Annotated in this window: 19 protein-coding genes and 3 pseudogenes; 16 read left to right on the plus strand and 6 right to left on the minus strand. The window is 73.3% G+C overall.

Features of this window, described 5'->3' with window-relative positions; genetic code table 11:
- Positions 1–927 (plus strand): ATP-binding cassette domain-containing protein, encoded by a 927-nt coding sequence (locus DA06_RS11270; RefSeq protein WP_418607735.1) that lies wholly within the window; start codon positions 1–3, stop codon positions 925–927.
- Complete coding sequence (locus tag DA06_RS11275) at positions 924–1,745, plus strand: ABC transporter permease (RefSeq protein WP_043500050.1); 822 nt, start codon at positions 924–926, stop codon at positions 1,743–1,745. The genes DA06_RS11270 and DA06_RS11275 overlap by 4 nt, the downstream gene beginning before the upstream one ends.
- Here the strand turns inward: DA06_RS11275 and DA06_RS11280 are convergent.
- The 4 genes and pseudogenes from DA06_RS11280 to DA06_RS11295 form a co-directional block, all read right to left on the minus strand.
- Complete coding sequence (locus DA06_RS11280) at positions 1,738–2,424, minus strand: glycerate kinase (RefSeq protein ID WP_418607736.1); 687 nt, start codon at positions 2,422–2,424, stop codon at positions 1,738–1,740. The two genes, DA06_RS11275 and DA06_RS11280, sit on opposite strands and share 8 nt — an antisense overlap.
- A 264-nt stretch (positions 2,425–2,688) precedes the next feature.
- Positions 2,689–3,569, minus strand: a pseudogene (locus tag DA06_RS11285) (2-hydroxy-3-oxopropionate reductase).
- A 58-nt stretch (positions 3,570–3,627) separates the two neighbouring features.
- A pseudogene (locus DA06_RS11290) lies at positions 3,628–4,459 on the minus strand (hydroxypyruvate isomerase family protein).
- 276 nt (positions 4,460–4,735) lie between these two features.
- The gene (locus DA06_RS11295) at positions 4,736–5,521 is read right to left on the minus strand and encodes an exodeoxyribonuclease III (protein WP_043500059.1); all 786 of its coding nucleotides are present in this window, start codon (positions 5,519–5,521) and stop codon (positions 4,736–4,738) included.
- A gap of 40 nt (positions 5,522–5,561) precedes the next feature.
- Here DA06_RS11295 and DA06_RS11300 point away from each other — a divergent pair.
- The 3 genes and pseudogenes from DA06_RS11300 to pyrE form a co-directional block, all read left to right on the plus strand.
- Positions 5,562–5,723: pseudogene (locus DA06_RS11300) on the plus strand (SDR family NAD(P)-dependent oxidoreductase); the annotation flags it as partial.
- 121 nt (positions 5,724–5,844) lie between these two features.
- The gene (locus tag DA06_RS11305; RefSeq protein WP_418607978.1) at positions 5,845–6,336 is read left to right on the plus strand and encodes an SDR family NAD(P)-dependent oxidoreductase; all 492 of its coding nucleotides are present in this window, start codon (positions 5,845–5,847) and stop codon (positions 6,334–6,336) included.
- A 92-nt stretch (positions 6,337–6,428) separates the two neighbouring features.
- Positions 6,429–6,995: an orotate phosphoribosyltransferase gene (pyrE, locus tag DA06_RS11310; RefSeq protein ID WP_043500064.1), complete on the plus strand. Its 567-nt coding sequence runs from the start codon at positions 6,429–6,431 to the stop codon at positions 6,993–6,995.
- A gap of 30 nt (positions 6,996–7,025) precedes the next feature.
- Here the strand turns inward: pyrE and DA06_RS11315 are convergent, their stop codons facing one another.
- Entirely contained in the window at positions 7,026–7,799 is a 774-nt protein-coding gene (locus DA06_RS11315) for an HAD-IIA family hydrolase (RefSeq protein WP_043500062.1), read from the minus strand.
- A 372-nt stretch (positions 7,800–8,171) separates the two neighbouring features.
- Here DA06_RS11315 and secY point away from each other — a divergent pair, with 372 nt between their 5' ends.
- The 4 genes from secY to DA06_RS11335 all read left to right on the plus strand — a co-directional run bounded on the left by secY (position 8,172) and on the right by DA06_RS11335 (position 12,814).
- Positions 8,172–9,467 (plus strand): preprotein translocase subunit SecY, encoded by a 1,296-nt coding sequence (secY, locus tag DA06_RS11320; protein ID WP_043500068.1) that lies wholly within the window; start codon positions 8,172–8,174, stop codon positions 9,465–9,467.
- Positions 9,464–10,042 (plus strand): adenylate kinase, encoded by a 579-nt coding sequence (locus tag DA06_RS11325; RefSeq protein ID WP_418607738.1) that lies wholly within the window; start codon positions 9,464–9,466, stop codon positions 10,040–10,042. Before secY ends, DA06_RS11325 begins: the two co-directional genes overlap by 4 nt.
- Before the next feature lie 72 nt (positions 10,043–10,114).
- A complete protein-coding gene (gene map, locus DA06_RS11330) occupies positions 10,115–10,948 on the plus strand; it encodes a type I methionyl aminopeptidase (RefSeq protein WP_043500070.1) in 834 nt (277 codons plus the stop codon).
- A 342-nt stretch (positions 10,949–11,290) separates the two neighbouring features.
- Positions 11,291–12,814: an AAA family ATPase gene (locus DA06_RS11335; RefSeq protein ID WP_043500072.1), complete on the plus strand. Its 1,524-nt coding sequence runs from the start codon at positions 11,291–11,293 to the stop codon at positions 12,812–12,814.
- A 187-nt stretch (positions 12,815–13,001) separates the two neighbouring features.
- Here DA06_RS11335 and DA06_RS11340 read toward each other — a convergent pair whose 3' ends face one another.
- Entirely contained in the window at positions 13,002–13,379 is a 378-nt protein-coding gene (locus DA06_RS11340) for a hypothetical protein (protein WP_418607740.1), read from the minus strand.
- 161 nt (positions 13,380–13,540) lie between these two features.
- Here DA06_RS11340 and DA06_RS11345 point away from each other — a divergent pair, with 161 nt between their 5' ends.
- The 7 genes from DA06_RS11345 to DA06_RS11375 all read left to right on the plus strand — a co-directional run bounded on the left by DA06_RS11345 (position 13,541) and on the right by DA06_RS11375 (position 22,365).
- Positions 13,541–13,699, plus strand: a complete 159-nt coding sequence (locus DA06_RS11345) for a helix-turn-helix transcriptional regulator (protein WP_418607980.1) — start codon at positions 13,541–13,543, stop codon at positions 13,697–13,699.
- 1 nt (position 13,700) lies between these two features.
- Complete coding sequence (locus DA06_RS11350) at positions 13,701–16,160, plus strand: LuxR C-terminal-related transcriptional regulator (RefSeq protein WP_043500075.1); 2,460 nt, start codon at positions 13,701–13,703, stop codon at positions 16,158–16,160.
- Between the two features lie 672 nt (positions 16,161–16,832).
- Positions 16,833–19,415, plus strand: a complete 2,583-nt coding sequence (locus tag DA06_RS11355; protein WP_418607741.1) for a SpaA isopeptide-forming pilin-related protein — start codon at positions 16,833–16,835, stop codon at positions 19,413–19,415.
- 55 nt (positions 19,416–19,470) lie between these two features.
- Positions 19,471–20,115 (plus strand): alternate-type signal peptide domain-containing protein, encoded by a 645-nt coding sequence (locus DA06_RS11360; protein WP_052436658.1) that lies wholly within the window; start codon positions 19,471–19,473, stop codon positions 20,113–20,115.
- A 131-nt stretch (positions 20,116–20,246) separates the two neighbouring features.
- Positions 20,247–20,909, plus strand: a complete 663-nt coding sequence (locus DA06_RS11365; protein WP_052436659.1) for a signal peptidase I — start codon at positions 20,247–20,249, stop codon at positions 20,907–20,909.
- The gene (locus DA06_RS11370; protein WP_043500078.1) at positions 20,906–21,511 is read left to right on the plus strand and encodes a hypothetical protein; all 606 of its coding nucleotides are present in this window, start codon (positions 20,906–20,908) and stop codon (positions 21,509–21,511) included. The genes DA06_RS11365 and DA06_RS11370 overlap by 4 nt, the downstream gene beginning before the upstream one ends.
- Entirely contained in the window at positions 21,508–22,365 is an 858-nt protein-coding gene (locus tag DA06_RS11375) for a hypothetical protein (protein ID WP_418607744.1), read from the plus strand. Before DA06_RS11370 ends, DA06_RS11375 begins: the two co-directional genes overlap by 4 nt.
- The last annotated feature ends 435 nt before the right edge of the window (positions 22,366–22,800 follow it).

Below are 22,800 nucleotides of genomic sequence, written 5' to 3' on the forward strand. Positions count from 1 at the left end.
GTGGCTGTCGACCACCTCACCAAGACGTTCGGCGCGGTGCGGGCGGTCGACGATCTGTCCTTCACCGCCCGGCCCGGCCGCGTCACGGGCTTCCTGGGTCCCAACGGGGCCGGGAAGACGACCACGTTGCGGATCCTCCTGGGGCTCGTCCGGCCGACGTCGGGAACGGCCACCATCTCGGGCCGCACCTACGCCGAGCTGGGGCGACCGACACGCACCGTCGGCGCCGCGCTCGAGGCAGCGAGCTTCCACCCGGGCCGAAGCGCCCTCGACCATCTGCGTGTCTACGCGCCGCAGGTCGGGGTGGACGACCGGCGCTGCCGGGAGGTGCTCGAGCTCGTCGGGCTCGAGGCCGTCGCCGACAGGCGGGTCGGCGGTTTCTCGCTCGGCATGCGGCAGCGGCTCGGCCTGGCCACCACCCTGCTCGGCGATCCCGCCGTGCTGGTCCTCGACGAGCCGGCCAACGGCCTGGACCCCGAGGGCATCGCCTGGCTCCGCTCGCTGCTGCGCCACCTCGCCGGGGAGGGGCGCACGGTGCTGGTCTCCAGCCACGTCCTCTCGGAGGTCCAGCAGACCGTCGACGACGTCGTGATCATCGCCCGCGGCACGCTCGTGCACCAGTCCTCCCTCGCCGAGCTCGCCGCCCTGGCGGAGCCCAGCGTGCGGGTGGTCTCTCCCGACGCCGCCGGCCTGGGCCGCCTCATCGAGGCGGCGGGGTGGAACGACCACGTCGCCCCGAACGGCGAGAGGCGGGCCGGGGTCGCCGTCCTGCGGAAGGTCTCCGCGGCCGAGGTCGGTGCCCGCGCCCACGCCGCCGGACTGGAGATCCACGAGCTCAGCGCGCGGGAGGTCGGCCTCGAGGACATCTTCCTGCGCCTGGTGGGCGAACGCCCCGGCGCGGCGGACGCCGGGGAGGTGGCGCGATGACGGCCGCGCTCAGGACGGAGTACCGCAAGCTGGTCACGACCCGCCTGTGGTGGGTCCTGCTGGCGACCATGGCCGCGTACATGGCGTTCCTGGCGGGGGTCATGGGGTTCGCCCTCACCCAGTCGCCGGACGCCTCGGGCGCCGGGATGCCGGGCACCGGACCGGGCGCCCCCATGTCGCCCGAGCAGGTGGCCCGGGCCGTCTACACGCTCGCGACCTCGCTCGGTTACGTCTTCCCCGTCATCGTCGGAGCGCTCGCCATGACCGGGGAGTTCCGGCACCAGACGATCACGCCGACCCTGCTCGCCGAGCCACGACGGACCGTGTTCCTGGCGGCGAAGATGCTCTCCTCCGTCGCCGTCGGCCTGCTCTTCGGCGTCGTCGGGACGGTGGCCACCGTCAGCGCCGGCGCAGGGGTCCTCGCGCTGCTCGGCGAGCCGACCCACCTGGGCGACCCGGTCGTGCTGCGCAGCGCGGGCCTCTCGGTGCTCGCGCTGACGGTGTGGGCGGTGGTGGGGGTAGGTTTCGGCACGCTGCTGACCAACCAGGTGGCGGCCGTCGTCGTCCTGCTGGCGTTCACGCAGTTCGTCGAGCCCGTCCTGCGGGTCGTGCTCGGGCAGGTCGGCGCCCTGCAGGGCGTCTCGAAGTACCTGCCCGGCGCCGCCGGCGAGGCCATCACGGGCAGCTCGTTCTACGCCGACTCCGGCATGGCGGCCGGCCTGCTGCCGTCCTGGGCCGGCCTGCTCGTGCTGCTGGGCTACGCGGTGCTGCTCGCCGCCGCCGGGCGGCTCACCACGCTGCGGCGCGACATCACCTGACGCGCGCCCCGTCGGGCCCCGCCTCGAGGTCCCCGACGGCAGCCGGGTCGGCGCCCTTCTGGGGTCCGTACACGGCGGCGGCGCCGTTCGGACCGAGAAGCGGGTTGTCGACGTCGGAGGCCAGGACGAGCTCCGCCGTCGCCAGCCCGGGGTGGAGCCCGGCGACGTCGACGGAGGTGAGCACCCGGAGCGCGTCCCCGCCGTCGGGCAGCCCGCCGTGCGGCCCACCCAGGCGCGCGCCGAGGGCGGCGAGCATGCCGGCCCCGCCGTCGGTGCTGGCGGAGCCGCCGACGCCCACGATCACCGACGTGGCGCCGTGGTCGAGCGCGTGGGCCACGAGTTCGCCGAGGCCCCGCGAGGTGCGGTGCGGGCGGTGGCGTCGTCGGGCTCGACCGATCTCCAGCCCGGTGACCGCGGCCATCTCGACGACCGCGGTGCGCCCGCGCACGGCGTACCTGGTCCGGGTGGGTTGCCCGAGCGGGCCGGTGGCGGTCAGCTCCACCGCGGTGAAGCCGGCCGCCAGGGCGGCCGCGACCGTCCCCTCGCCCCCGTCCGCCACCGGCAGCTCGTCGACCTCCACGCCCGGCACCGCGCGGCGCAGCCCCGCCGCCAGATGCGCGGCGACGTCGGCCGCGGTGAGAGAGCCCTTGAACTTGTCCGGAGCGAGCAGCACCTTCATGGGCCTAGTCCAGCAGAGCGAGAGCCGTCGGGGAATCCTCCGCGCTCACGGCGGGGTCCTCGAACTCGTCGCGCACCGGTCCCGGGCGGCCGGAGCGCACGAGCTGGAACGCCTGGGCGAGGACACCGGGACCTGCGCGGCCTCGAGGACGGTCCTCGCCATCTTGGTCACCGGCGCCGCGATGGAGGGGACCGGGACCTGCACCGCGCTCCCGGCCGGCGTCGTGGGCGGGCCCGTGCTGCGGTCGTGCCTGTGCCCGGCGGGTCAGGCTCCGCGGCCGGAGAGGCGCTCGACGGTGCGCAGGAGAGCGGAATGGTCCAGCGAGCCGTCGCCGTTCGCGCGCGCGGCCTGCATGAGCTGGGCGACGACGGCGCCGAGCGGGATGGCCACCCCGGCCTCGCGGGCCGCCGTGGTGACGATGCCGAGGTCCTTGTGGTGCAGGTCGATGCGGAAGCCGGGCTCGAACGAGCGGTCCAGCATCTTCTCGGCCTTCTGGTTCAGCACGGCCGAGCCCGCGAGCCCGCCGCCGAGCACCTTCACGGCGGCCGTCGTGTCGACGCCGTAGGTCTCGAGGAAGACGATCGCCTCCGCCAGCAGGCCGATGTTCCCGGCCACGATCAGCTGGTTCGCGGCCTTGACGGTCTGACCGGAGCCGGTGGGTCCGACGTGGACGACCGTCTTTCCGACGACGTCCAGGATCGGCCGGGCAGCCGCGAAGTCCTCCTCCGGCCCACCGACCATGATCGACAGCGCGGCATTCTTCGCGCCGGCCTCGCCGCCCGAGACGGGGGCGTCGATCATGCGGAAGCCCTTCGCGCGCGCCTGCTCGGCGAGCTCGACGGTCACGTCGGGCCGGATCGTGGAGAAGTCGACGATCAGGCGCCCGGCGGGGCTGCCTCGAGAACACCGCCCTCACCGGTCAGGACCTCGGCCACGTCCGGGGAGTCCGGGACCATCAGCGCGACCACCTCGGCGTCGGCGACGGCCTCGGCCACCGACGACGCCGCGGTGCCGCCGGCGTCGACGAGAGCCTGGGTCTTCTCCGGGCTGCGGTTGTAGCCGGTGACCCGGTGGCCGGCGTTCTGCAGGTGGACGGCCATGGGGCTGCCCATGATGCCGAGGCCGATGAAGGCGATGCGGGTCATCGTGGCCCTTTCGTTGTCGGTGCTGCGGGTCGTGGTAGTGGCGGTCATGCGTGCTCCTTCAGCGGGTCGCGGCGGGCTCGGCCGCGCGCTGCTCGCGCGGCAGCCACGCGAACGGGTCGGCGTCGTCGGTCTTGTACTCGAGGCCCACCGGGCCGGTGTAGCCGCCGGCGCGGAGATCGTCGATCCACCGGGCGATCGGCAGGGCACCGCTGCCGGGTGCGCCACGGCCGGGGGGCGTCGGCGACCTGGACGTGCGCGATCCGGTCGCGGAAGGCAGCGATGTCGGCGTCCACGTCCCCTCCGTTGACGGAGAGGTGGTAGACGTCGAGGAGCAGGCCGATGTTGGTCGAGCCGTGCTCGCTCGCCACGCGGTCGAGGACGGCGACGGCGTCGGCGGAGGTCTTCAGCGGGTACGCGGGGACCCCGGAGACGGGCTCGAGCAGGACGGTGCCGCCGATACGGGCCACGGCCTGTGCGGCCAGGTGCAGGTTCTCGGCGCCCAGATCGTCCTGCGCCGTGGGATCGGCACCCTCCAGCCGGTTGCCGTACAGGGCGTTGAACGCACGGCACCCCGTGCGCTCCCCGATGGCAGTGACGACGTCGAGGTTCGCGCGCAGCTCCGCCTGACGGCCGGGCCAGGACATCAGTCCCCGCTCGCCGGCCGGCATGTCGCCGGCGACGAAGTTCAGGCCGGTCAGCTGGACGTCGGCCCGTTCCAGCGCACGCACGAGGGCGTCGACCTCGTCGGCGTCCGGGGCGGCGACGGGGAACGGCCACCACAGCTCGACGCCGTCGAAGCCGGCGGCCTTCACCGCGACCGGCCGTTCCAGCAGCGGCACCGCCGTGAGCAGGATCGAGGCGCTCACGGTGTAGGAGACCTGCAGAGCCATCAGCACCCCCCTTTCGCGATGTGAAATCTGACTTCCCCCTACTGGAAGGCTAGAGAAGAGCCCGGTGGGGGTCAACCCTGCCAGGCTCTGTCTTCGCAGGCCACGGTCCGCATCGCTACAAGAACGGTGCGGATATCGCACCGTGCTTGTAGCGACCCTTAGGTGGACGGACCTGGAAGGCGCCGGTGCCGGCCCGTGGTCAGGCGCCCCGCCGGTGCCGGCCCGTGATCAGGAGAGCGCGCCGGCGCCGGGGCGGCTCGGGGGGCGGGCCGGCGCTCATGCCCGCTCGACGTCCACGATCACGGGCACGTGGTCCGAGGCGCCCCTGCCCTTGCGCTCCTCGCGGTCGATCTGCGCGCCCACGACGTCCGCGGCGAGCCTGGGGGAGGCCTGGACGAAGTCGATGCGCATGCCCTCGTTGCGGGGGAACCGCAGCCGCTGGTAGTCCCAGTAGGTGTACTGGTCGACGTGGCGCCGCGTGACCTCCGTGAACCCCACGTCCTCGAACGCGCGGAACGCCTCGCGCTCGGCAGGGGAGACGTGCGTGGCGCCCTGGAACACCGACATGTCCCAGACGTCCTCGTCACGAGGGGCGATGTTCCAGTCGCCGACCAGCGCGATCTGCGCGTCGGGGTCGGCGGCGAGCCACCCGGCGGCGGCGCCGCGCAGCGCGGCCAGCCACTGCAGCTTGTACGCGTAGTGGGGGTCGTCCAGGAGGCGCCCGTTCGGGACGTACAGGCTCCACACGCGTACGCCGCCGCACGTCACGCCGAGCGCCCGCGCCTCCGCGCCGGGCGGGTCGCCCCACGTCGGCATGCCCTCGAAGGCCGTCTCGACGTCGGAGATCCCCACCCGCGAGGCGACGGCGACGCCGTTCCACTGGTTGAGGCCGTGGTGCACCACCTCGTAGCCGGCCGCCTGGAACGCCAGGTGGGGGAACTGGTCCTCCCGGCACTTGGTCTCCTGCATGGCGAGCACGTCCGTGCCGGACCGCTCGAGGAACGCCAGCACCCGGTCGACCCGCGTCCGGACGGAGTTCACGTTCCACGTCGCCAGCCTCATGGACGAGAACGCTACCGGCCCCGACCCATACCCTGGCCGCATGGGAACAGCCCTCGTCACCGGCGCCACCTCCGGGATCGGCCTCGAGCTCGCCTGGCAGCTCGCCGCGGCGCGCCACCACCTCGTCCTCGTCGCCCGCACGGCGGACCGCCTCGAGAACATCGCCCACCAGATCCGCTCCGCCGCCGGCGTCGACGTCGAGGTCCTGCCCGCGGACCTGGCGACGGCGGACGGGCGGGAGGCCGTCGCGGCACGCCTGCGCGGGGGGCGGCCGGCCGGTCGGGCTGCTGGTCAACAACGCCGGCCTCGGGCTCGGTCAGCACCTGCTCGGCGGCGACCTCGCGCGCGAGGAGCTGGCGCTGGACGTGATGGTGCGCTCGGTCCTCGTGCTGTCCAAGGTGGCCGCCGAGGAGATGACGGCCCGCGGCCGCGGCGCCATCCTCAACGTCTCGTCGATGTCCGCGTTCACCACGATGGGGACGTACGCGGCGCACAAGGCGTGGGTAGTGACGTTCACCGAGGGGCTCGCGGTCGAGCTGCAGGGCACCGGCGTCACCGCCACCGCCCTGTGCCCCGGCCTGGTCCGCACCGAGTTCCACGCCAGCGCGGGCCTCGACGCGTCCGTGTGGCCGGAGGGCGCGTGGGTGGGCGTGGAGAAGGTCGCCGCCGACGCGCTGAAGGCCGTGCGTCGCGGGAAGGTGATCGTCACACCGTCGGTGCGCTACGCCGCCGCCGGGGCGGTCCTGCGGCTGGTCCCACGCTCCCTGGTGCGAAGGGTGGCCGGCCCCGCTACCAGCGGCCGGGCGATGGTCTGACGAACGACGGGCCGGGGGCGGCGGGCGCCGCCGTGACCGCCGGACGGACGCCGGGACAGGCCGTGCCCGCCGTTACGCTGGCCGCTGTGAACATCCCGAACGACACCCCCCGCGCCCGCCTCGCCGAGCTCGTCCGCGAGCTCGCCGTCGTGCGCGGCGAGGTCACCCTCGCCTCCGGCCTCAAGTCCGACTTCTACGTCGACATGCGGCGCGCCACCCTCCACCACGCGGCGGCCCCGCTCATCGGCCACGTCATGCTCGACATGCTGGAGGAGGCGGGGTTCGGCCCGGGTGAGATCGACGCCGTGGGCGGGCTGACGATGGGCGCGGACCCGGTGGCGACGGCGATCCTCCACGCCGCCGCCTCGCGCGGGCTCGACGTCGACGCCTTCGTGGTGCGCAAGGAGGCCAAGTCCCACGGCATGCAGCGCCGGATCGAGGGCCCCGACGTCGCCGGCCGGCGGGTCGTCGTCCTCGAGGACACCTCCACCACCGGCGGCAGCCCGCTGACGGCGATCGAGGCGCTCCGGGAGGCGGGGGCCGAGGTGGCGGCCGTCGCCGTCGTCGTCGACCGCGACACGGGCGCGCGCGAGCGGATCGGCGGGACGGGCGTGCCCTACCTCGCGGCGCTGGGACTGGCCGACCTCGACCTCGGGTAGGACGGGACCCCGGGGGCTGGTGGGCCCGGCTCAGACGAGATCGACCAGGTCGGCGATCGACGCCCGCACCTCGCTGGGCCGGAACGGGTACTTCTCGACCTCGGCCTCCGTCGTCGACCCCGTGAGCACGAGGTAGGTCCGCAGCCCGGCCTCCATCCCGGCGAGGATGTCGGTGTCCATCCGGTCACCGACCATCGCGGTGTTCTCCGAGTGGGCGTTGATGCGGTTCAGGGCCGCCCGGATCATCACCGGGTTGGGCTTGCCGATGAAGTATGGGTTGCGGCCCGTCGCCCGCGTGATCATGGCCGCCACCGCGCCCGTCGCCGGCAGCGGTCCCTCGCTGGAGGGACCGGTCGGGTCGGGGTTGGTCGCGATGAAGCGCGCGCCGTCCTTGATGAGCCGGATCGCCCGGGTGATCGCCGAGAAGGAGTACGTGCGGGTCTCGCCCAGGATCACGTAGTCCGGGTCGGTGTCGGTGAGGATGTAGCCCCTCTCGTGCAGCGCCGTCGTCAGGCCGGCCTCGCCGATGACGTAGGCGCGCCCGCCGGGCATCTGCTGGGAGACGAACGTGGCCGTCGCGAGCGCGGAGGTCCAGATGCGCTCCTCCGGGACCGTGAAGCCGGAGGTCGCCATGCGGGCGGAGAGGTCGCGCGGGGTGTAGATCGAGTTGTTGGTGAGCACCAGGTAGGGGCGCTCGCGCTCGGTGAGCCGCGCGATGAACTCCGCGGCGCCGGGAAGGGCGAGCCCCTCGTGGACGAGCACCCCGTCCATGTCCGTCAGCCAGTTCTCGATCTCGCCGCTCATCGCACCTCCTGGGCCGCCGGGCCGGGCGTCGCGCCGGGCCTCTCACGCCCGACCTTACCGAGCGCGCCCGCGCGGGCACCGCGCCGCCCGCCGGCCAGGGCTACCGATTCGCCCCGCGACCGCCGCGGCGCGCGCTACCGTTCAGCGGACCGCTGAGGGAGGAAAAGCATGAGCGTTGCGGGAGCGCGCGGGCGCCCGCCGCTCCGGCGTCGGCGCCTCGCACCCCCCGGCTCCCGTCGCGCCGGCCCGTACCCGTGTCACCAGTCGGCGCGTGACATGAACCGCATCCCGGCGCGATAGTCTGACCGACGGCCCGTGCCGCAGAAGGCGGGCAGCACGGCCCCGGAACGGGCCCGATCAGCAGGAGGAAGATTGCTCAGCGCATTCGCCCAGGCGTTCCGCACGCCTGACCTACGGCGCAAGCTGCTCTTCACGCTGGGGATCATGGCGATCTTCCGGCTGGGCACGTTCATCCCCGCGCCCGGGGTCTCGTACCCCAACGTCCAGCAGTGTCTCGCGAGCGCGGGAACCGCGGACCTGCTCGGCATGGTGAACCTCTTCAGCGGAGGGGCGCTGCTCCAGCTGAGCGTCTTCGCGCTGGGGATCATGCCGTACATCACGGCGAGCATCATCGTTCAGCTCATGCGCGTGGTCATCCCACGCTTCGAGGAGCTGCACAAGGAGGGCCAGGCCGGCACGGCCAAGCTCACCCAGTACACCCGCTACCTGACGATCTTCCTGGCGGTGCTGCAGTCCGCCGTCATCGTCACCGTGGCGAACACCCAGCTGTTCCCCGGCTGCCCCGTGCTGCCCATCCCCGACGACTCGCCGGTCAACCTGCTGCTGACCATCACCGCCATGACGGCGGGCACCGGCCTGATCATGTGGCTGGGCGAGCTCATCACCGAGCGCGGCGTCGGCAACGGCATGTCGCTGCTGATCTTCACGTCCATCGCGGCCTCGTTCCCCGGCGCCTTCGGCTCCGTCCTCCAGGGCAACGGCGGGGTGGCCCGCCTCCTCGTGGTGATCGGCCTGATCCTGCTGATCACCCTGCTCATCGTCTACGTCGAGCAGTCCCAGCGGCGCGTGCCCGTGCAGTACGCCAAGCGCATGGTGGGGCGGCGGATGTACGGCGGCTCGTCCACCTACATCCCGATCAAGATCAACATGGCGAACGTGATCCCCGTGATCTTCGCGTCCTCGCTGCTCGCCCTGCCGACGCTGGCCGCACAGTTCGCGGACCAGTCCGCCGGGTGGGTGCAGTGGATCCTCGTGAACGTGGCGGACCCGGCTGCGCCGTTGTACCTCGCGATCTTCGCCCTCCTGATCCTGTTCTTCACGTTCTTCTACACCTCGATCACGTTCAACCCCGAAGAGGTCGCCGACAACATGAAGCGCTACGGCGGCTTCATCCCCGGCATCCGCGCGGGCCGGCCGACGGCCGAGTACCTGCAGTACGTGATCACCCGCATCACCACGGTGGGGGCCATCTACCTGACGCTGGTGGCTCTCATCCCGACCGTCATCTTCGCCCAGATGGGCATCAACCAGCAGATGATGGCGTTCGGCGGAACCTCGGTCCTCATCGTCGTGGGCGTCGGCCTGCAGACGGTCAAGGAGATCGACTCCCAGCTCCAGCAGCGTCACTACGAAGGGTTCCTGCGATGAGCGCACGTCTGGTCCTGCTCGGTCCGCCCGGGGCGGGCAAGGGCACCCAGGCCGCCCGGATCTCCGAGCGCCTGGAGGTCCCGGCCATCTCCACCGGCGACATCTTCCGCGCGAACGTCGCCGAGCAGACCGAGCTGGGCAGGCGCGCCCAGCGGTACATGGACGCCGGCGAGTACGTGCCGGACGAGGTCACCAACGCGATGGTCCGCGACCGCCTCTCCCAGCCCGACGCCGCGAACGGCTTCCTGCTGGACGGCTACCCGCGCACCGCCGACCAGGTGGCCGAGCTCGACGGCATGCTCGCGAGCTCGGGCACGCGCCTGGGCGCCGTCGTCGAGCTGACCGCCGACACCGACGAGGTGGTCACCCGCCTCCTCAAGCGGGCCGCCGAGCAGGGCCGGGCGGACGACACCGAGTCCGTGATCCGGCGCCGCCTCGAGGTCTACGCCGAGCAGACCGCCCCTCTCGCGGATCTCTACGCCGAGCGCGGCCTGCTGGTGCAGGTCGACGGCATCGGCTCCCTGGACGAGGTCACCGACCGCATCATGACGGCCCTCGAGCCGAAGCTGGCCTGACCACCGACGACGCGACACGGCGCGGCCCGGCACGCCAGGGCCGCGCCGCCGTCGTACCCGGAAGGAGCGGACGTGTTCGGCCGCGAGAAGATCGAGTACAAGACCCCGGACCAGGTGCGCACGATGCGCAGGGCGGGGCTCGTCGTCGCCGACATCCACGCCGCCCTGCGGGAGGCCGTCGCGCCAGGGATGACGACGGCGGACCTCGACGCCGTCTCCGCAGACGTCATCGCCAGGGCCGGGGCGACGTCGAACTTCCTCGGCTACTACGGGTACCCGGCCACGGTGTGCATCTCCGTCAACGAGGTCATCGTGCACGGCATCCCGGGCGAGCGCGTCGTCGCCGAGGGGGACCTCGTCTCCTTCGACTGCGGCGCCATCGTCGACGGCTGGCACGGCGACGCGGCGTTCTCCATGGTGGTGGGCGAGGCGTCGGCGGCCGACCGGGCGCTCGTGGAGGTCACCGAGGAGGCCATGTGGGCGGGCATCGCGGCGCTCGCCACCGGTGACCGGCTCGGAGTGGTCGGCGACGCCGTCGAGACGGTCGTCGAACGCGCCGCCGAGGAGCGGGGCGTGACCCTCGGGATCGTCCAGGAGTACGTCGGCCACGGCATCGGCTCAGCCATGCACCAGCCGCCCGAGGTGCTCAACTACCGGACCCGCGAGAAGGGACCGCGCCTGCGGCCGGGGATGTGCCTCGCGGTGGAGCCGATGCTCACGGCAGGAAGCCCCGAGAGCGAGATCCTCGACGACGAGTGGACCGTCGTCACCCTCGACGGCTCACGCGCCGCGCACTTCGAGCACACGGTCGCCATCGGCGAGCACGGCATCTGGGTCCTCACCGCCCCCGACGGCGGGGCGGAGCAGCTCGCCGCCCGGGGCGTCGCCGTCGCTGCGCTGGACTGAGAGGCCGCAGGCCGGCGACGCGAGAACACCTCCGTCCAAGGCCGGCCGCAGGAGGGACCTCCGTCCCAGGCGGGCCGCGCGGCGGGACGCCGCTGCGGGGAGCCGAAGGTCGGCGTCGACCACCCACGGGACGCGGACCGGCCAGAACCAATATCAGGAGAGGCGGTGGATAGCAAGAACTGGGAGCCTGAAAGCGCCGTGTGTTTCGGGCTTCCTCGGTACCTTGATGATCCGGACGGAGGCCACCCCTGGGCCGCCGCCGGGTTCGTACGAGGGGTGTGGGCCGTGGCGACAGCCTTGCGAGCGACGCGTTCCCGCGCGCGAGTCCCCAGAGACCTCGTCGTGGACGAGGCGGTCCTCGAGATTCTCGTCGAGCAGGCGCCGCTGACGGTGGTACGTGGCCCCCGGGGCTACGGCAAGTCCGCCACCCTGAGCGCCTGGCTCTCCTCCGCGCCGCCCACCCACCAGGTGGTGCGGCTCTCCCTGACCCGTGACGCGAACGACCCGGACGAGTTCTGGCGCGCGGTCGACGCGGAGCTCACGCAGGCCAGCGTGCTCGACGGGGAGTCCGGCGACCACCGCACCCGGGTGGTCCAGGGGCTGACGCGACGCGCGGAACCGCTCACCGTCGTCATCGACGACTACCACCATGCGGGCCGGCTGGAGACCGCCGCCGACATCGACGACGAGCTCGTCGAGCTGGTCCGGCAGAACGACCAGCTCTACGTCGTCGTCGCCAGCCGGACGACCCGGGTGATCGAGACCTCCGGCAGCCTGTCGGTCGACGTCGCCCTGATCTCCCCGCGGGAGCTCAAGCTGCGGGCGCCCGAGGTCCTCGCCCTCGCCAACCGGCTGGACGTCCCCCTCAGCGAGCGCGAGGCCGAGCGCCTCGCCACCGGCTTCGCCGGCTGGCCCGCCGCCATCCGAGACGTCCTGGTCCGCTCGCGCGGGGACGGAGGGAAGATCAACCTGGCCCTCGCCGACGACTACATCGCCTCCATGGTGCGCGACCTGCGCCACGAGGAGGTGCGGACGTTCCTGCTGCGCACGGCCGTCCCGGAGTCCTTCGACGCCGAGCTCGCGGACCTGGTCGCCGCCGGCGAGTCCACGCTGACGATCCTGCGCAACGTCCGGGCCGCCGGGCTGCTCAGCGAGGAGATCGTGGGGGAGCGGCGCGTGTACTCGTACGCGCCCATCGTGCGCCAGGCGCTCGTCCGGATGCTCTCGGAGTCGCGCCCGGAGGAGCTGCGCGAGGTGCACCGGGCGCTGATGACCCGCAGCCTGCACGAGCGCGACCACGTCGCGGCGCTCGTCCACGCCATCCACGCCGGCGCGTGGGCGACGGCGGAACAGGTGATGGAGGACGAGTGGCACCACCTCGTCACCCAGGAGCCGGCGGTGCTGATGGCCGCCGCGCAGCTGATCCCGCCGGACGTCGTGGCCGAGCACCCCCGCTTCCAGGTGGCCCGCGACGAGGTCGACGGCGCGCTCGCCGCCGGCCGGCCGGGCCGGGACCTGATCTGGCCCACCGGTGACATCCGTGGCCTGACGGCGGAGATCGGGCCGGCGGCGCTGCGCAACGGCATGGGAGTCACCACCTTCGCCCTCCTGCAGTGGGGGGTGGCCGCGGTGCTCGCGGGCGACGAGTCCTCCGCGCTGTACGCGTTCGGGCGTGCCCGCACGATGGCCCAGGAGGGCGACGAGGGGCCGGACGCGTCGGGCTCGCCACGCTCGGGCTGGCGGGCACCCACGGGATCTACGGCGACGTCGACATCGCGGCCTCCTGGCTGGCGGACGAGTCCCTGCGCAACTCCGAGGAGCGGTCCCCGGAGCTCGCGGGGTACGTGGCCTACTGGGAGCGCCTGATCCACGCCCTCGTCGCCCTCGACCGTCTCGACCCCGCCGCCGCCGGGGCGGTGTCCGTGATGCTCGAGCGCACGCGGCGCGACGAGATCTGGGGTCTCGAGGTCATGGTCCGCGCCGTGCACGCGTCGGTCGCCGGCGAGCCGGGCGACATCGCCCGCTGGGCGGCCAACGTCCGGGCCGCCCGGCACTACCTGCCGCAGGGGCGCATGGCCGAGATGGTGCTGCGGGCCACCGAGGTCGAGGTCCTCCTGGCCGGCGGGCTGTACGACGACGCGCGGCACGTGGCACGGAACCTGCCGGTCAACGCGGTGAGCCTGGCGACGCACGCCCGCCTCGCGCTGGTGGGCGGCGAGTACCGGCAGGCGGCGACCCGCGCACGGGAGGCCCTCGAGCACCCGACGCTGTCCCAGCGCTCCGTCATGGAGTGCCAGCTCGTGCTCGCGGGAGCCCACCACGCGCTCGGCGAGCGAGCGGCGGCGCGCGCGGCGTTCGCCGAGGCGGCGCGCACCGCGTACGCCTCCGGCCAGCGCCGGCCCCTGCTCGTGCTGCGCCACAGCGTGTTCACGGCGCTGGCGGCGGGGGACCAGCGGGTGCTCGAGCTTTGGCCCGAGGCGTACCGGCCGAGCGAGCGCGAGACGGTCGAGGAACCGCACGGCGGCCTGACCGAGCTGCTCACCCCCCCGGGAGCTGGAGGTGCTCCAGGCCCTGCACCAGCACACCGGCGCCGTGCCGATCGCGGAGGTGCTGGGGCTGTCGGTCAACACCGTCAAGTCGCACCTGCGCAGCGTCTACCACAAGCTCGGTGTCACCAACCGCTCCGGCGCCCTGCGCCGCGCGGACGAGCTGGACCGGGCGGGCCCGGCGGGGCACGTCGGGACGGGGTGAGATGAGCGCGCCGTCCCACAGCACCGAGCAGCACAGGGGGGACGGCCGCGGCCTGCCTCGCGTGCCCGCCGCCTTCACGCCGTCACCGGCGGCCGAGCGGGCGCTGCACAACCTGCCGCCGCTCGTGGTGCTGCAAGCCCCGCGCGGATACGGCAAGACGACGACGGCGTCCGCCTGGCTCCGCAGGCCGGACCTGCCCGACCACGACCTGGTCTGGGTGGGGCTGCCGCCGCACGCCGTCGGGCGGGACGAGTTCTGGGCCGAGCTGCACGACGCCGTCGTCCGCGCCGGCTACGACGACCCGGGACCGGTCATCGACGGCCGCGGTCTCGGCCTGGCCGCCCAGAAGCGGTTCCGCCACCTGGTGATCGTGGTGGACAGCTTTGAACGGCTCACCGACGTCAGCGTCGACGAGGAGCTCGTCGACCTCGCCCAGCGGCACGAGAACCTCCACCTGGTCCTGCTCACCCGGGCGGTCAGGCCCGTGGTCTCGCTCGCCCGCGCCGCCGCCCCCGAGGCGGTGGTGCTGCAGGCGGCCGACTTCGTGCTGACCGCCGACCAGGTCCGCCTGCTCGGCGAGGAGCTGGGTGTGCCCGTGACCGAGAGGGCGGCGGCCGGGCTGTGCGCCGGGCTGTCCGGGTGGCCCGGGCTCGTGCGGGTCGCCCTGCTCACCGCGAGCTTCACGGAGGACGGGGAGCCGGTCGTCGACCTCTTCTCGATCGCCGACTACCTGCGCATCGTCCTCCAGGACCTGGCGGTGGACGGCGTGGACGCGGTCCTGACGTCCCTCGCCGTGCCCGAGTCGTTCACGCCGGACCTGGCCGGGCAGCTGGTCGGCGCGGAGAACGTCGAGCAGATGGAGGGCATCCTCGTCCGCATGCGGCGCTCCGGGCTACTCGTGACGAAGGGGGAGGGCACCTTCGCGTACCCGGCCATCATCCGGGACGCCGCCAACGTCCTGCTGCGGGAGGACGACCCGGCCCGCTACTGGCGGCTGAACGCGGACGTCGCCCGGCTGTGCCGCGCGGCGGGGCAGTTCCCGGAGGCGCTCGAGCACGCGGTGCGGTCGCAGGACGCTGATCTCGTCGCCGAGGTGGTGGAGCAGTCCTGGCAGCGGCTGCTCGCGGCGGACCGGGGGAAGCTGCGGGACGCCCTGGCGTACCTGCAGCCGGAGACGCTCGCGAGCACTCCGACGATGGTGGCCCTGCGCGACCACGTCGCCCCGCCGGAGCTGCCGCGCTGGTTCCTCGAGGCCGTCCAGTCCGACCTGCCCGTGATCGACCCCGGAAGCAGCACCCTGGCGATCGCCCACGACGAGGCGGACGAGCCGGGGGTCTCCAGGACCCTCCTCGAGCTCGCCCACGTCCTGCTCGGCGAGGCGGACACGATCGGAGCGGCGTTCGCCTGCTACGACGCCGTGCGGCGGGCGACCGACGAGGACCGGACGCTCGTGCGCGAGGCCGGCGCGGGCGTCGCGCTGACCACGGCGCTCCTCGGTCACCTCCACGGGGCGACCAGCTGGATGGAATGGGTGCTGGAGCGCCCGGACCCGCCGCCGGGGCCGCTCGAGACCGTGGCGAGGATCGTCGTGCCCGCGTTCCTCCGCCTCGACCGCCTCGAGGACGTCGACCTGCCCGCGCAGCCGCCCGACCTGCCCGAGGCGCACCAGTGGCTCGAGACCCTCGTGGTCTACGTGTGGGTGAGCCGGTCCCTGCACCTGGGCAGCCCCGCCGAGGTGCTCGGTGACGTGGAGCAGTACCGCGACCGCAACCGCCACCGGCCCGGCACGTGGCTCGGACGCTCCCTGCTCTCCGCGGCGCTGATCGACCTGTGCATCGCGACCGACCAGCTCGCCCGCGGCCGGGAGATCGGCAGCCAGGCCGGGCCCCGACGGCTCGAGAGCGGGCTGCTGCGCGCCGCACTCGCACGCCTGGCCCTGTACTCCGGCGACGACCAGCTGGCGCTCGACCTGACCCGCGACGCCCCGTCGATCGCGCCCGTGCGCCCGAGGGTGGCGCTGAAGCTGAGCCTGGTGCGGACGGTCGCGGCGCACCGCACCGGGCAGCGTGCGCTGGCCCAGGAGGCGATGCACCTGGCCACGCGGATCGTCGAGCGCACCGGGATGCTGCGCCCGTTCCTGCTCGTGCCCCGGGCGGACCTGGAGAACGTGGCGGCCGGCCTGCCGCAGAGCAAGGCCCTGCTGGAGAAGCTGGACCAGGCCTCGGTCTCGGGGCCCTTCCCGGAGGCGGTCCGCGTCGAGCCGCTCAGCGGCCGGGAGATCCACGTCCTGCGCGAGCTCGCGACCGGCCGGCCGGTGCCGATCATGGCGCGCCGCCTGTTCGTCTCCGAGAGCACGGTCAAGACGCAGGTGCGCAGCATCTACCGCAAGCTCGGCGTGCACTCACGCGCCGAGGCGCTCGAGCGCGGGCGTCTCCTCGGCCTGCTCCCGCCCCAGGACTGACTCTCCCCGCAGCACCGGGCACCTCCGCACAGCTGCTCCCGCCCCGTGGCCGGCGACCGGGGGAGCGTTCGTGACGCGCGCGTGGAGCGGTTCCCGCCCGGCCGCGCGACTCGTACGGAGGGTGAGGACCGGATTTCATCCTGGCATCCCCTTCTGCTCTCGCTGACAAGTTCCGCCGTCCGCGGTGTCCTAGACGTACGGCTCCAGGGCAGGACGGGGAGCCGCCGCCGACGGCGGTGGCGCGGCAACGGCGGCGCGTCACCACCGCCCGGCCACAGAGACTGCGGGGTCGCCCACCTTCCCCCGGGATGGGCGGCCCCGCTCTCGTGCGTGCGGGCCGACGAGGATCTCCGCGGCCCGCCCCGTCCCTCGCCCCCGGGCCGCGGCCGCGCTCGCGGCCGCGCCTCCACGCCGCCGCGCGGGTGATCCAGCCTCACACGAGGGGTGAGCCGGTTCGTGCGACCTCGCCCCGACGTCACCTCACGACCACCCCGTGCTGACCCCGGGAGGTCCGGAGCACCACCTCCTGCAGATCATCCGGTCTTCGTCCGTATAGAAAGCCCGTCCCGTGAGGTCCCGCTGGTGCGATGGACGCAGTGAGAGGCCGACGCCGCAGGGTCCGACCCGGGCACGTGCGAGCTGGCCTCCAGGGCCTCCCGGGGAGTGAGCGACATGCGCCGAGCACCAGGACGACGCCGCACGAGCGCCCTCGCCCGGACGCGCACCTCCGTCGCCGGGCTGCTGAGCGCTCTGCTCCTGTGCAGCGGCACCGCCGCCGTGGCCGCGGTGGAGACCTCCGCCTCCGGGACGACGACGGACGGGACGACGGCGGAACCGGCCCCCACGGGCGACGCCGGGTCCGGGCTTCTCTGCCCGGACGGGAGCACGCCCGACGCCGAGGCTTTCGCGGCGGCGTCTCCGGAGCAGGTCGAGACGGCGCTCGCGGCCGGCGAGCCGGTCCCCGGCTGCCAGGAGACCGCCGCGGACACGGAGCCGGACCTGCCGGCCGGCGGCGCCGAGCCGCTGGTGCCGGACGTCGAGCCGGCGGGCGGCGGGACGACCGACCCGTCGGTCGAGTCCTCGGACCCTGCCGGGACCGCCCCGGCGGCCTACCCGTCCGCGAGCACCGGGACCGGCACCTTGGCGGGCGCGCTGGAGATCACGCCGACGGCCGTCGTCAGCGCCGGTGCCGCGCTGCGGGGCGGCTTCGAGGTCGACGGCAACGTCACGCACGGGGACCTGCCGGGCAGCACCGGCGACGACTGGGACAACGTCTCGTCCGACTCCGCGACCGACGGGCTGAACGACTCCACGCAGTTCAGCTCGCGGGACACGAAGGAGAACGACGCGCCCTCCGGCTGGCAGCCCGGCAGCGGTACCGCGAGCGGCCAGGCTGACATCGACGGGATCTGGACGCACGACCGCGTGGACGCCGGCACGCAGTGGCTCTACCTGGGCTTCTCGCGCGACACCGGATCGGGGTCGATCGGCTACTCCCTCGAGCTGAACCAGCGGAGCAACGTCGTCAACGGTGGCGGCGTCAGCGTTCCAGACCGAACCGACGGCGATCTCCGTGTCGGGTTCACGCAGTCCGGGAACGGGCCGCTCTCCCTGGTGGAGGTCGCGCGATGGTCCGGCACCGCGACGGCAGGGTCATGGGCCACCGTCGGGTTCTCGGGCGAAGCCGTTCTCGGCTTCTCCAACGCCGGCAGCCTGCCTGCCACGGGGCCGTTCCCGCCCATGGCGACGAGCACGTTCGTCGAGGCGGCGTTCAACCTCTCCCAGCTGGACCAGGCGACGACCTGCACCCGGGCGGGGTTCGTGCAGGCGAACCTGCGCAGCCGCCAGTCGCAGTCGATGACGTCCCAGCTCAAGGACCACGCCGTCGTCCCTGTCAGCATCCCGCCGCGATGCGCCGACCTGACCATCGTCAAGGAGAACGAGGCCGGTGACGTCGTGCCGGGCGCGACGTTCACCATCGAGCCCAGTCCGCTCGGCGACGACGCCAGTCTCGTGGTCACGGACGGTGGTGCCGACGACCCGGACGCCACCCGGGACGGCACCATCTCTCTCCAGACGGACGAGTTCGGCCCCTACACGGTCACCGAGACGAAGGCCCCGAAGGGCTACCTCCTCCCGACGGCCCGCAGCCAGACCTGGACCGCTGCGGCCTACGGGCGGACGACGCTGACATTCGTCGACCCGCTCGGTACCGCGAGCTGGGCCAAGGTCGACGAGAACGGCAGCCCGGTGGCCGGAGCCACGTTCACCCTGACGCCGACCGGCGGAGACGCCCGGGACCTGCTCGGCGCCGACCACGAGGTCGTCGTGGCCGACGACGGCGCGGACGACTCGGACCCTGTCGCAGGGAAGCTCAGGGTCGAGGGCCTCTACACCGGCACGTGGACACTCACCGAGACCGGCGTGCCGACGGGTTACGACCCGCAACGGATCCCGGAGCCCATCGTCTTCTCGGTCACGGACGAGAGCCCCGCGCCGCTCGTCGGTCCGGCACTCGACCTCGGCGACCTGGTCAACCACCGACTCACCACCGTGACGGTCGTCAAGACGGTCACGCCCCGGCTGACGCCGTCCGGCGTGCGGCCTCCGGACGAGCCGGGCGCGGAGTGGCAGTTTCTCGCGGAGGCGCCTGCCGGCGTGACGGTCGACGGCAGCGGGATCACCGGTGCGGACGGATCTACCGTCTTCGAGCTCTCCATCCCTTCGGGCACGGACACCGCCGTCCTCTCGGTCGAGGAGGGGATGAAGCCGGGCTACACCATCGCGCCGCAGGACGGCAGCAACGCGGTCTGCTCCGCCGGCGGGAAGGCCCTTGCGGTCACCGACGGCGACCCCACCGAGGCCCCGTACGGGTTCGAGGTCGCGGTCCCCGCCGGCTCCGCCGTCACCTGCTACGTCGACAACCGCGAGCTCGAGGTCGGCGTCGACGTCGTCAAGCGCGCATGGCTCGTCCCGGCCGGCCAGGAGCCGGCCGACGGCGAGGAGCTTGTCAGCGGTGGCTACGCCGAGCTCGTCTTCGACCCGGACGGCATGCGGCGTCCGGAGGTCATCTCCGGCACGACCGTCTGGTGGAGCTACACCGTGACGAACACGGGCGAGCTCGACCTGGAGGACCTCGTGGTGACGGACGACGTCGTCGCCCCGTCGGCCGACGACCCGATCTGCACGATCTCAAGCCTCGGTGCCGGTGGCTCGTTCACCTGCACCGGAGACGGCCCCGTCGCGAGGCAGTGACGGGCTGACCCCCTGGCCCGCTGGAAGCAGCAGCCATCCCCCGAAAGGAATGACGATGAACAACAGGACCAAAGGCGCTCTGGCAGGCGTCGCCGGGGTCGCGATCCTCGCGGGCGGCACGACGTTCGCCCTCTGGAGCGACAGCGACGAGGTCGACGGCGGCGTGATCACCTCCGGCAACCTGGCCGTCGCCGCGCACGGCGACTCCGTGTGGAAGGACATCTCCGCGGACCGCACCGACAGCCCGCACTCCTTCGACCTCACGGCCGACAAGGTGGTTCCCGGTGACACGATCCAGGGCACCTTCGGCATCGACGCCGCGCTCGAGGGCGACAACATCGTCGCCGACCTCGGCCTCGCGCTCGACGGCGTGGACCTCACGGACCAGCCGGAGCTGCTCGACGGCCTGGACATCACGTACACGCTCAGGAGCGCGGGCGGTTCCGCGTTCTCCGGAGCGACCGATGTCCCGCTCGGCACCGAGGCGCAGGTCCAGTTCGCGTCGGAGGACAACAGCAACCCGGGCGGCCTGCCCACTCTGCCCGCTGACCTCGGCGGTGACGCAGACCTCGAGGTCGTCGTCACCGTGACGTTCGAGGACCAGGACGGACGCGACCTCGTGAAGTCGCAGGCCGACCTGCAGAACCTCGGAATCACGCTCGACCAGGTCCGCGAGGACGCGCCCGGATACAACGGCTGACCCGTCGGGTCGGTGCGGAGGAGTCCCGTCCTTTGAGCACGTCCGCGGGCTCGCCACCCCCGACCCACCCCCGACCGTGGAGGGGCGGATGCACGGCCGCCCCTCCACAGACCCGAAGGAAGGAGAGCGACATGAGCGCCAGGCTCAACGGCCAGGGCCGGCTCGCCGGCCTGACCTCCGTCGTGACGACGACCGTCCTGGTCGTGGCCGTCGCGCTCGCGGTCGCTCTCGCGCTCGTCCCCCGCCTGCTCGGCGGGGGCGCGCTGACCGTGCTCACCGGCTCGATGGAGCCGACCCTCTCGCCGGGCGACATGGTCGTGGTCCGGCCGGTGGAGGTCGGCGACGTGGGCATCGGTGACGTGGTCACCTTCCAGCCCGTCTCCGACGACCCGACGCTGATCACCCACCGCGTGGTGGCCAAGCAGGTCGGGTCGTCGGGGACCACCTTCGTCACCCGCGGCGACGCCAACGGGGCCGACGACGCCCCGATCGTCGCCGACCAGATCATGGGTGAGGTCGTCTACCACGTCCCGTACGTGGGCCACCTCGCCGTCTGGGCCGGCGGAAGCCGGCAGGGGATCGTCGTCGCCACCGGCGCCGCCCTCCTGACCTACGCCGCGTTCATGCTCCTGCGGCCGCAGCGCCGCACCATCCCGGACGACGGCGCACCCGGACCGGGCCCCACGGACGACGGCGCGCCCGGACCGGGTGCCCCGGATCCCGAGGAGGCCCAGGGGACCGAGACCGCCGCGGGCGCCGGCCGTGCCACCGCCGAGCAAGGAGTCCCGTCATGACCGCCACGTCGCGGATCGCCGTCACCGGCGCGGCGCTGGTCGTCGCGGTCGGTGCGGGCGCCGCCACCTACTCCCTCTGGACCGCCGACGGCGAGGCCCCCGCCGGGGCGATCGTCTCCGGCGACCTCGACATCGCCCTGGCACCGGACAGCTTCGCCTGGCAGGAGACCTCGGCCGACGTCGTGGACCAGCAGTCCGCCACGACGCGGGAGTCCTTCGCGCGGTTCGTCGCGATGAGCGGCGACAGCTTCACCGTCAGCCAGCGCTTCACCACCACCCTGGAGGGCGAGAACATGCTGGGGCTGCTCAGCGTCGGCTGGGGCTCACAGCCCCGTCTGCCGGACGGTGTCACCGCCACCTACCGGGTGCTCGACTCCGACGACGACGAAGTCGCCTCGGCCGCGCTCGGCCAGCCGGTCGAGGTCGCGGACCTCCCGGTCGGCCGTGACAGCTGGACCGTCGAGGTCAGTCTCGACCTCGACGACGCCAAGCCGGATCGCTACACCACCTTCTCCGGGACCGACCCGGCCGAGCTCACCGACCTCGGCACGATCGTCGTCGACCTCGACCAGGTGCGTACCGGAACGGGGTTCGGGCGATGAGCACCACCAGGTCACCGCGACGCGCCCTCGTCGGCGCGACCGCCCTCGCCGTCGCCCTCGGGGCCGGCACGGGCACCGCCCTCGCGCTGTGGGACGACCACGAGGAGTTCGGCGCCGAGATCGGCTCCGGCATGGTCGGGTTCGCCGTCGGCGAGCCGGGCGCGGCCGACCGCGCCGTCGCGACCGGACCGGCCGACGAGCTCGCCTTCCCGCTCGGTCCCGGCGAGGCGGAGACGCTGCTCGAGACCGGCAGCGTCGCCGTCGGGATCCAGGTCGACGCGCGGGCCGACGGCAACAAGGGGCTGCGCTACGCGCTCGACCTGCCGCACCTGCCCACCGACTCGATCTTCGGGAACTCGACCGTGCGCGTGCACAAGGTGCCCTCCGCCGACTGCCCGGTCACGGCAGGCGGCGAGCTCGTGGCCACGTACACGCCCCCCGGACGCCGACGGCGACGGCACCTACGAGCCGGGCCCGGCCGGGTGGGACGGGACCCGGGCGACGTCCACGGCCGTCGAGGCAGGGTACCGGGAGGCCTGGACGGGGACGCAGTACTGGTGCGTCGTGGCCACTCTCGGGGACCTGCCGGGCGAGGGCACGTACGCCAACACCGCCACGGTCTCCGTCGAGGTCGACGGGCAGACCTACACCGACGAGGACACGTGGGAGGCGCGCGTCGTCAGCGACGCGGACCCCGCCGACGAGCCGGCGCACCTTCTCGGCTTCACCCACACCACGACCAGGCCGGGGGAGTGAGGCGGCATGACGACCAAGACATGGTGCCGGACGTCGCTGACGGCACTGGTGCTGGTGGCGGTCGTGGCCGCCCCCGCCGGCGCCGCGACGAAGGGTGAGGACGCCATCTCGCTGTCCTGGGACGGCTCCGGGTACGCGGCCTCGACCACCGAGAGCTTCGTGGGTCTGCCGGTCTCCGTGCCCGGGGACACCGCCGCACGGACCCTCAGCGTGCGCAACGACGGCCCCCGGCGGGGCGTTCTCACGGCGGAGATCGTCAACGTCGAGCTGCTTGACCCGGGAGCCCCGGACGAGCACCACAACCCTGGCCACGAGGACCCCGACGGCAGCGGCGCCCCCCTCGGCGACCCGTACGCGGGAGCGGGGGACCAGGGGGACTTCTACGACGACGTCACGTTGAGCTGGGAGACCGACGACGGTGCCGGCTCGGCCTCCTTGAGCGACCTCGACACCGACGGGGAGCGCCAGATCGGGCAGGTGAGGCTCGGTCGCGGCGAGACGACGGAGGTGACCATCGGCTACGAGTTCCCCTA

Source organism: Georgenia sp. SUBG003 (assembly GCF_000715355.2).
In the GTDB taxonomy this organism is placed as follows: Bacteria; Actinomycetota; Actinomycetes; order Actinomycetales; family Actinomycetaceae; genus Georgenia.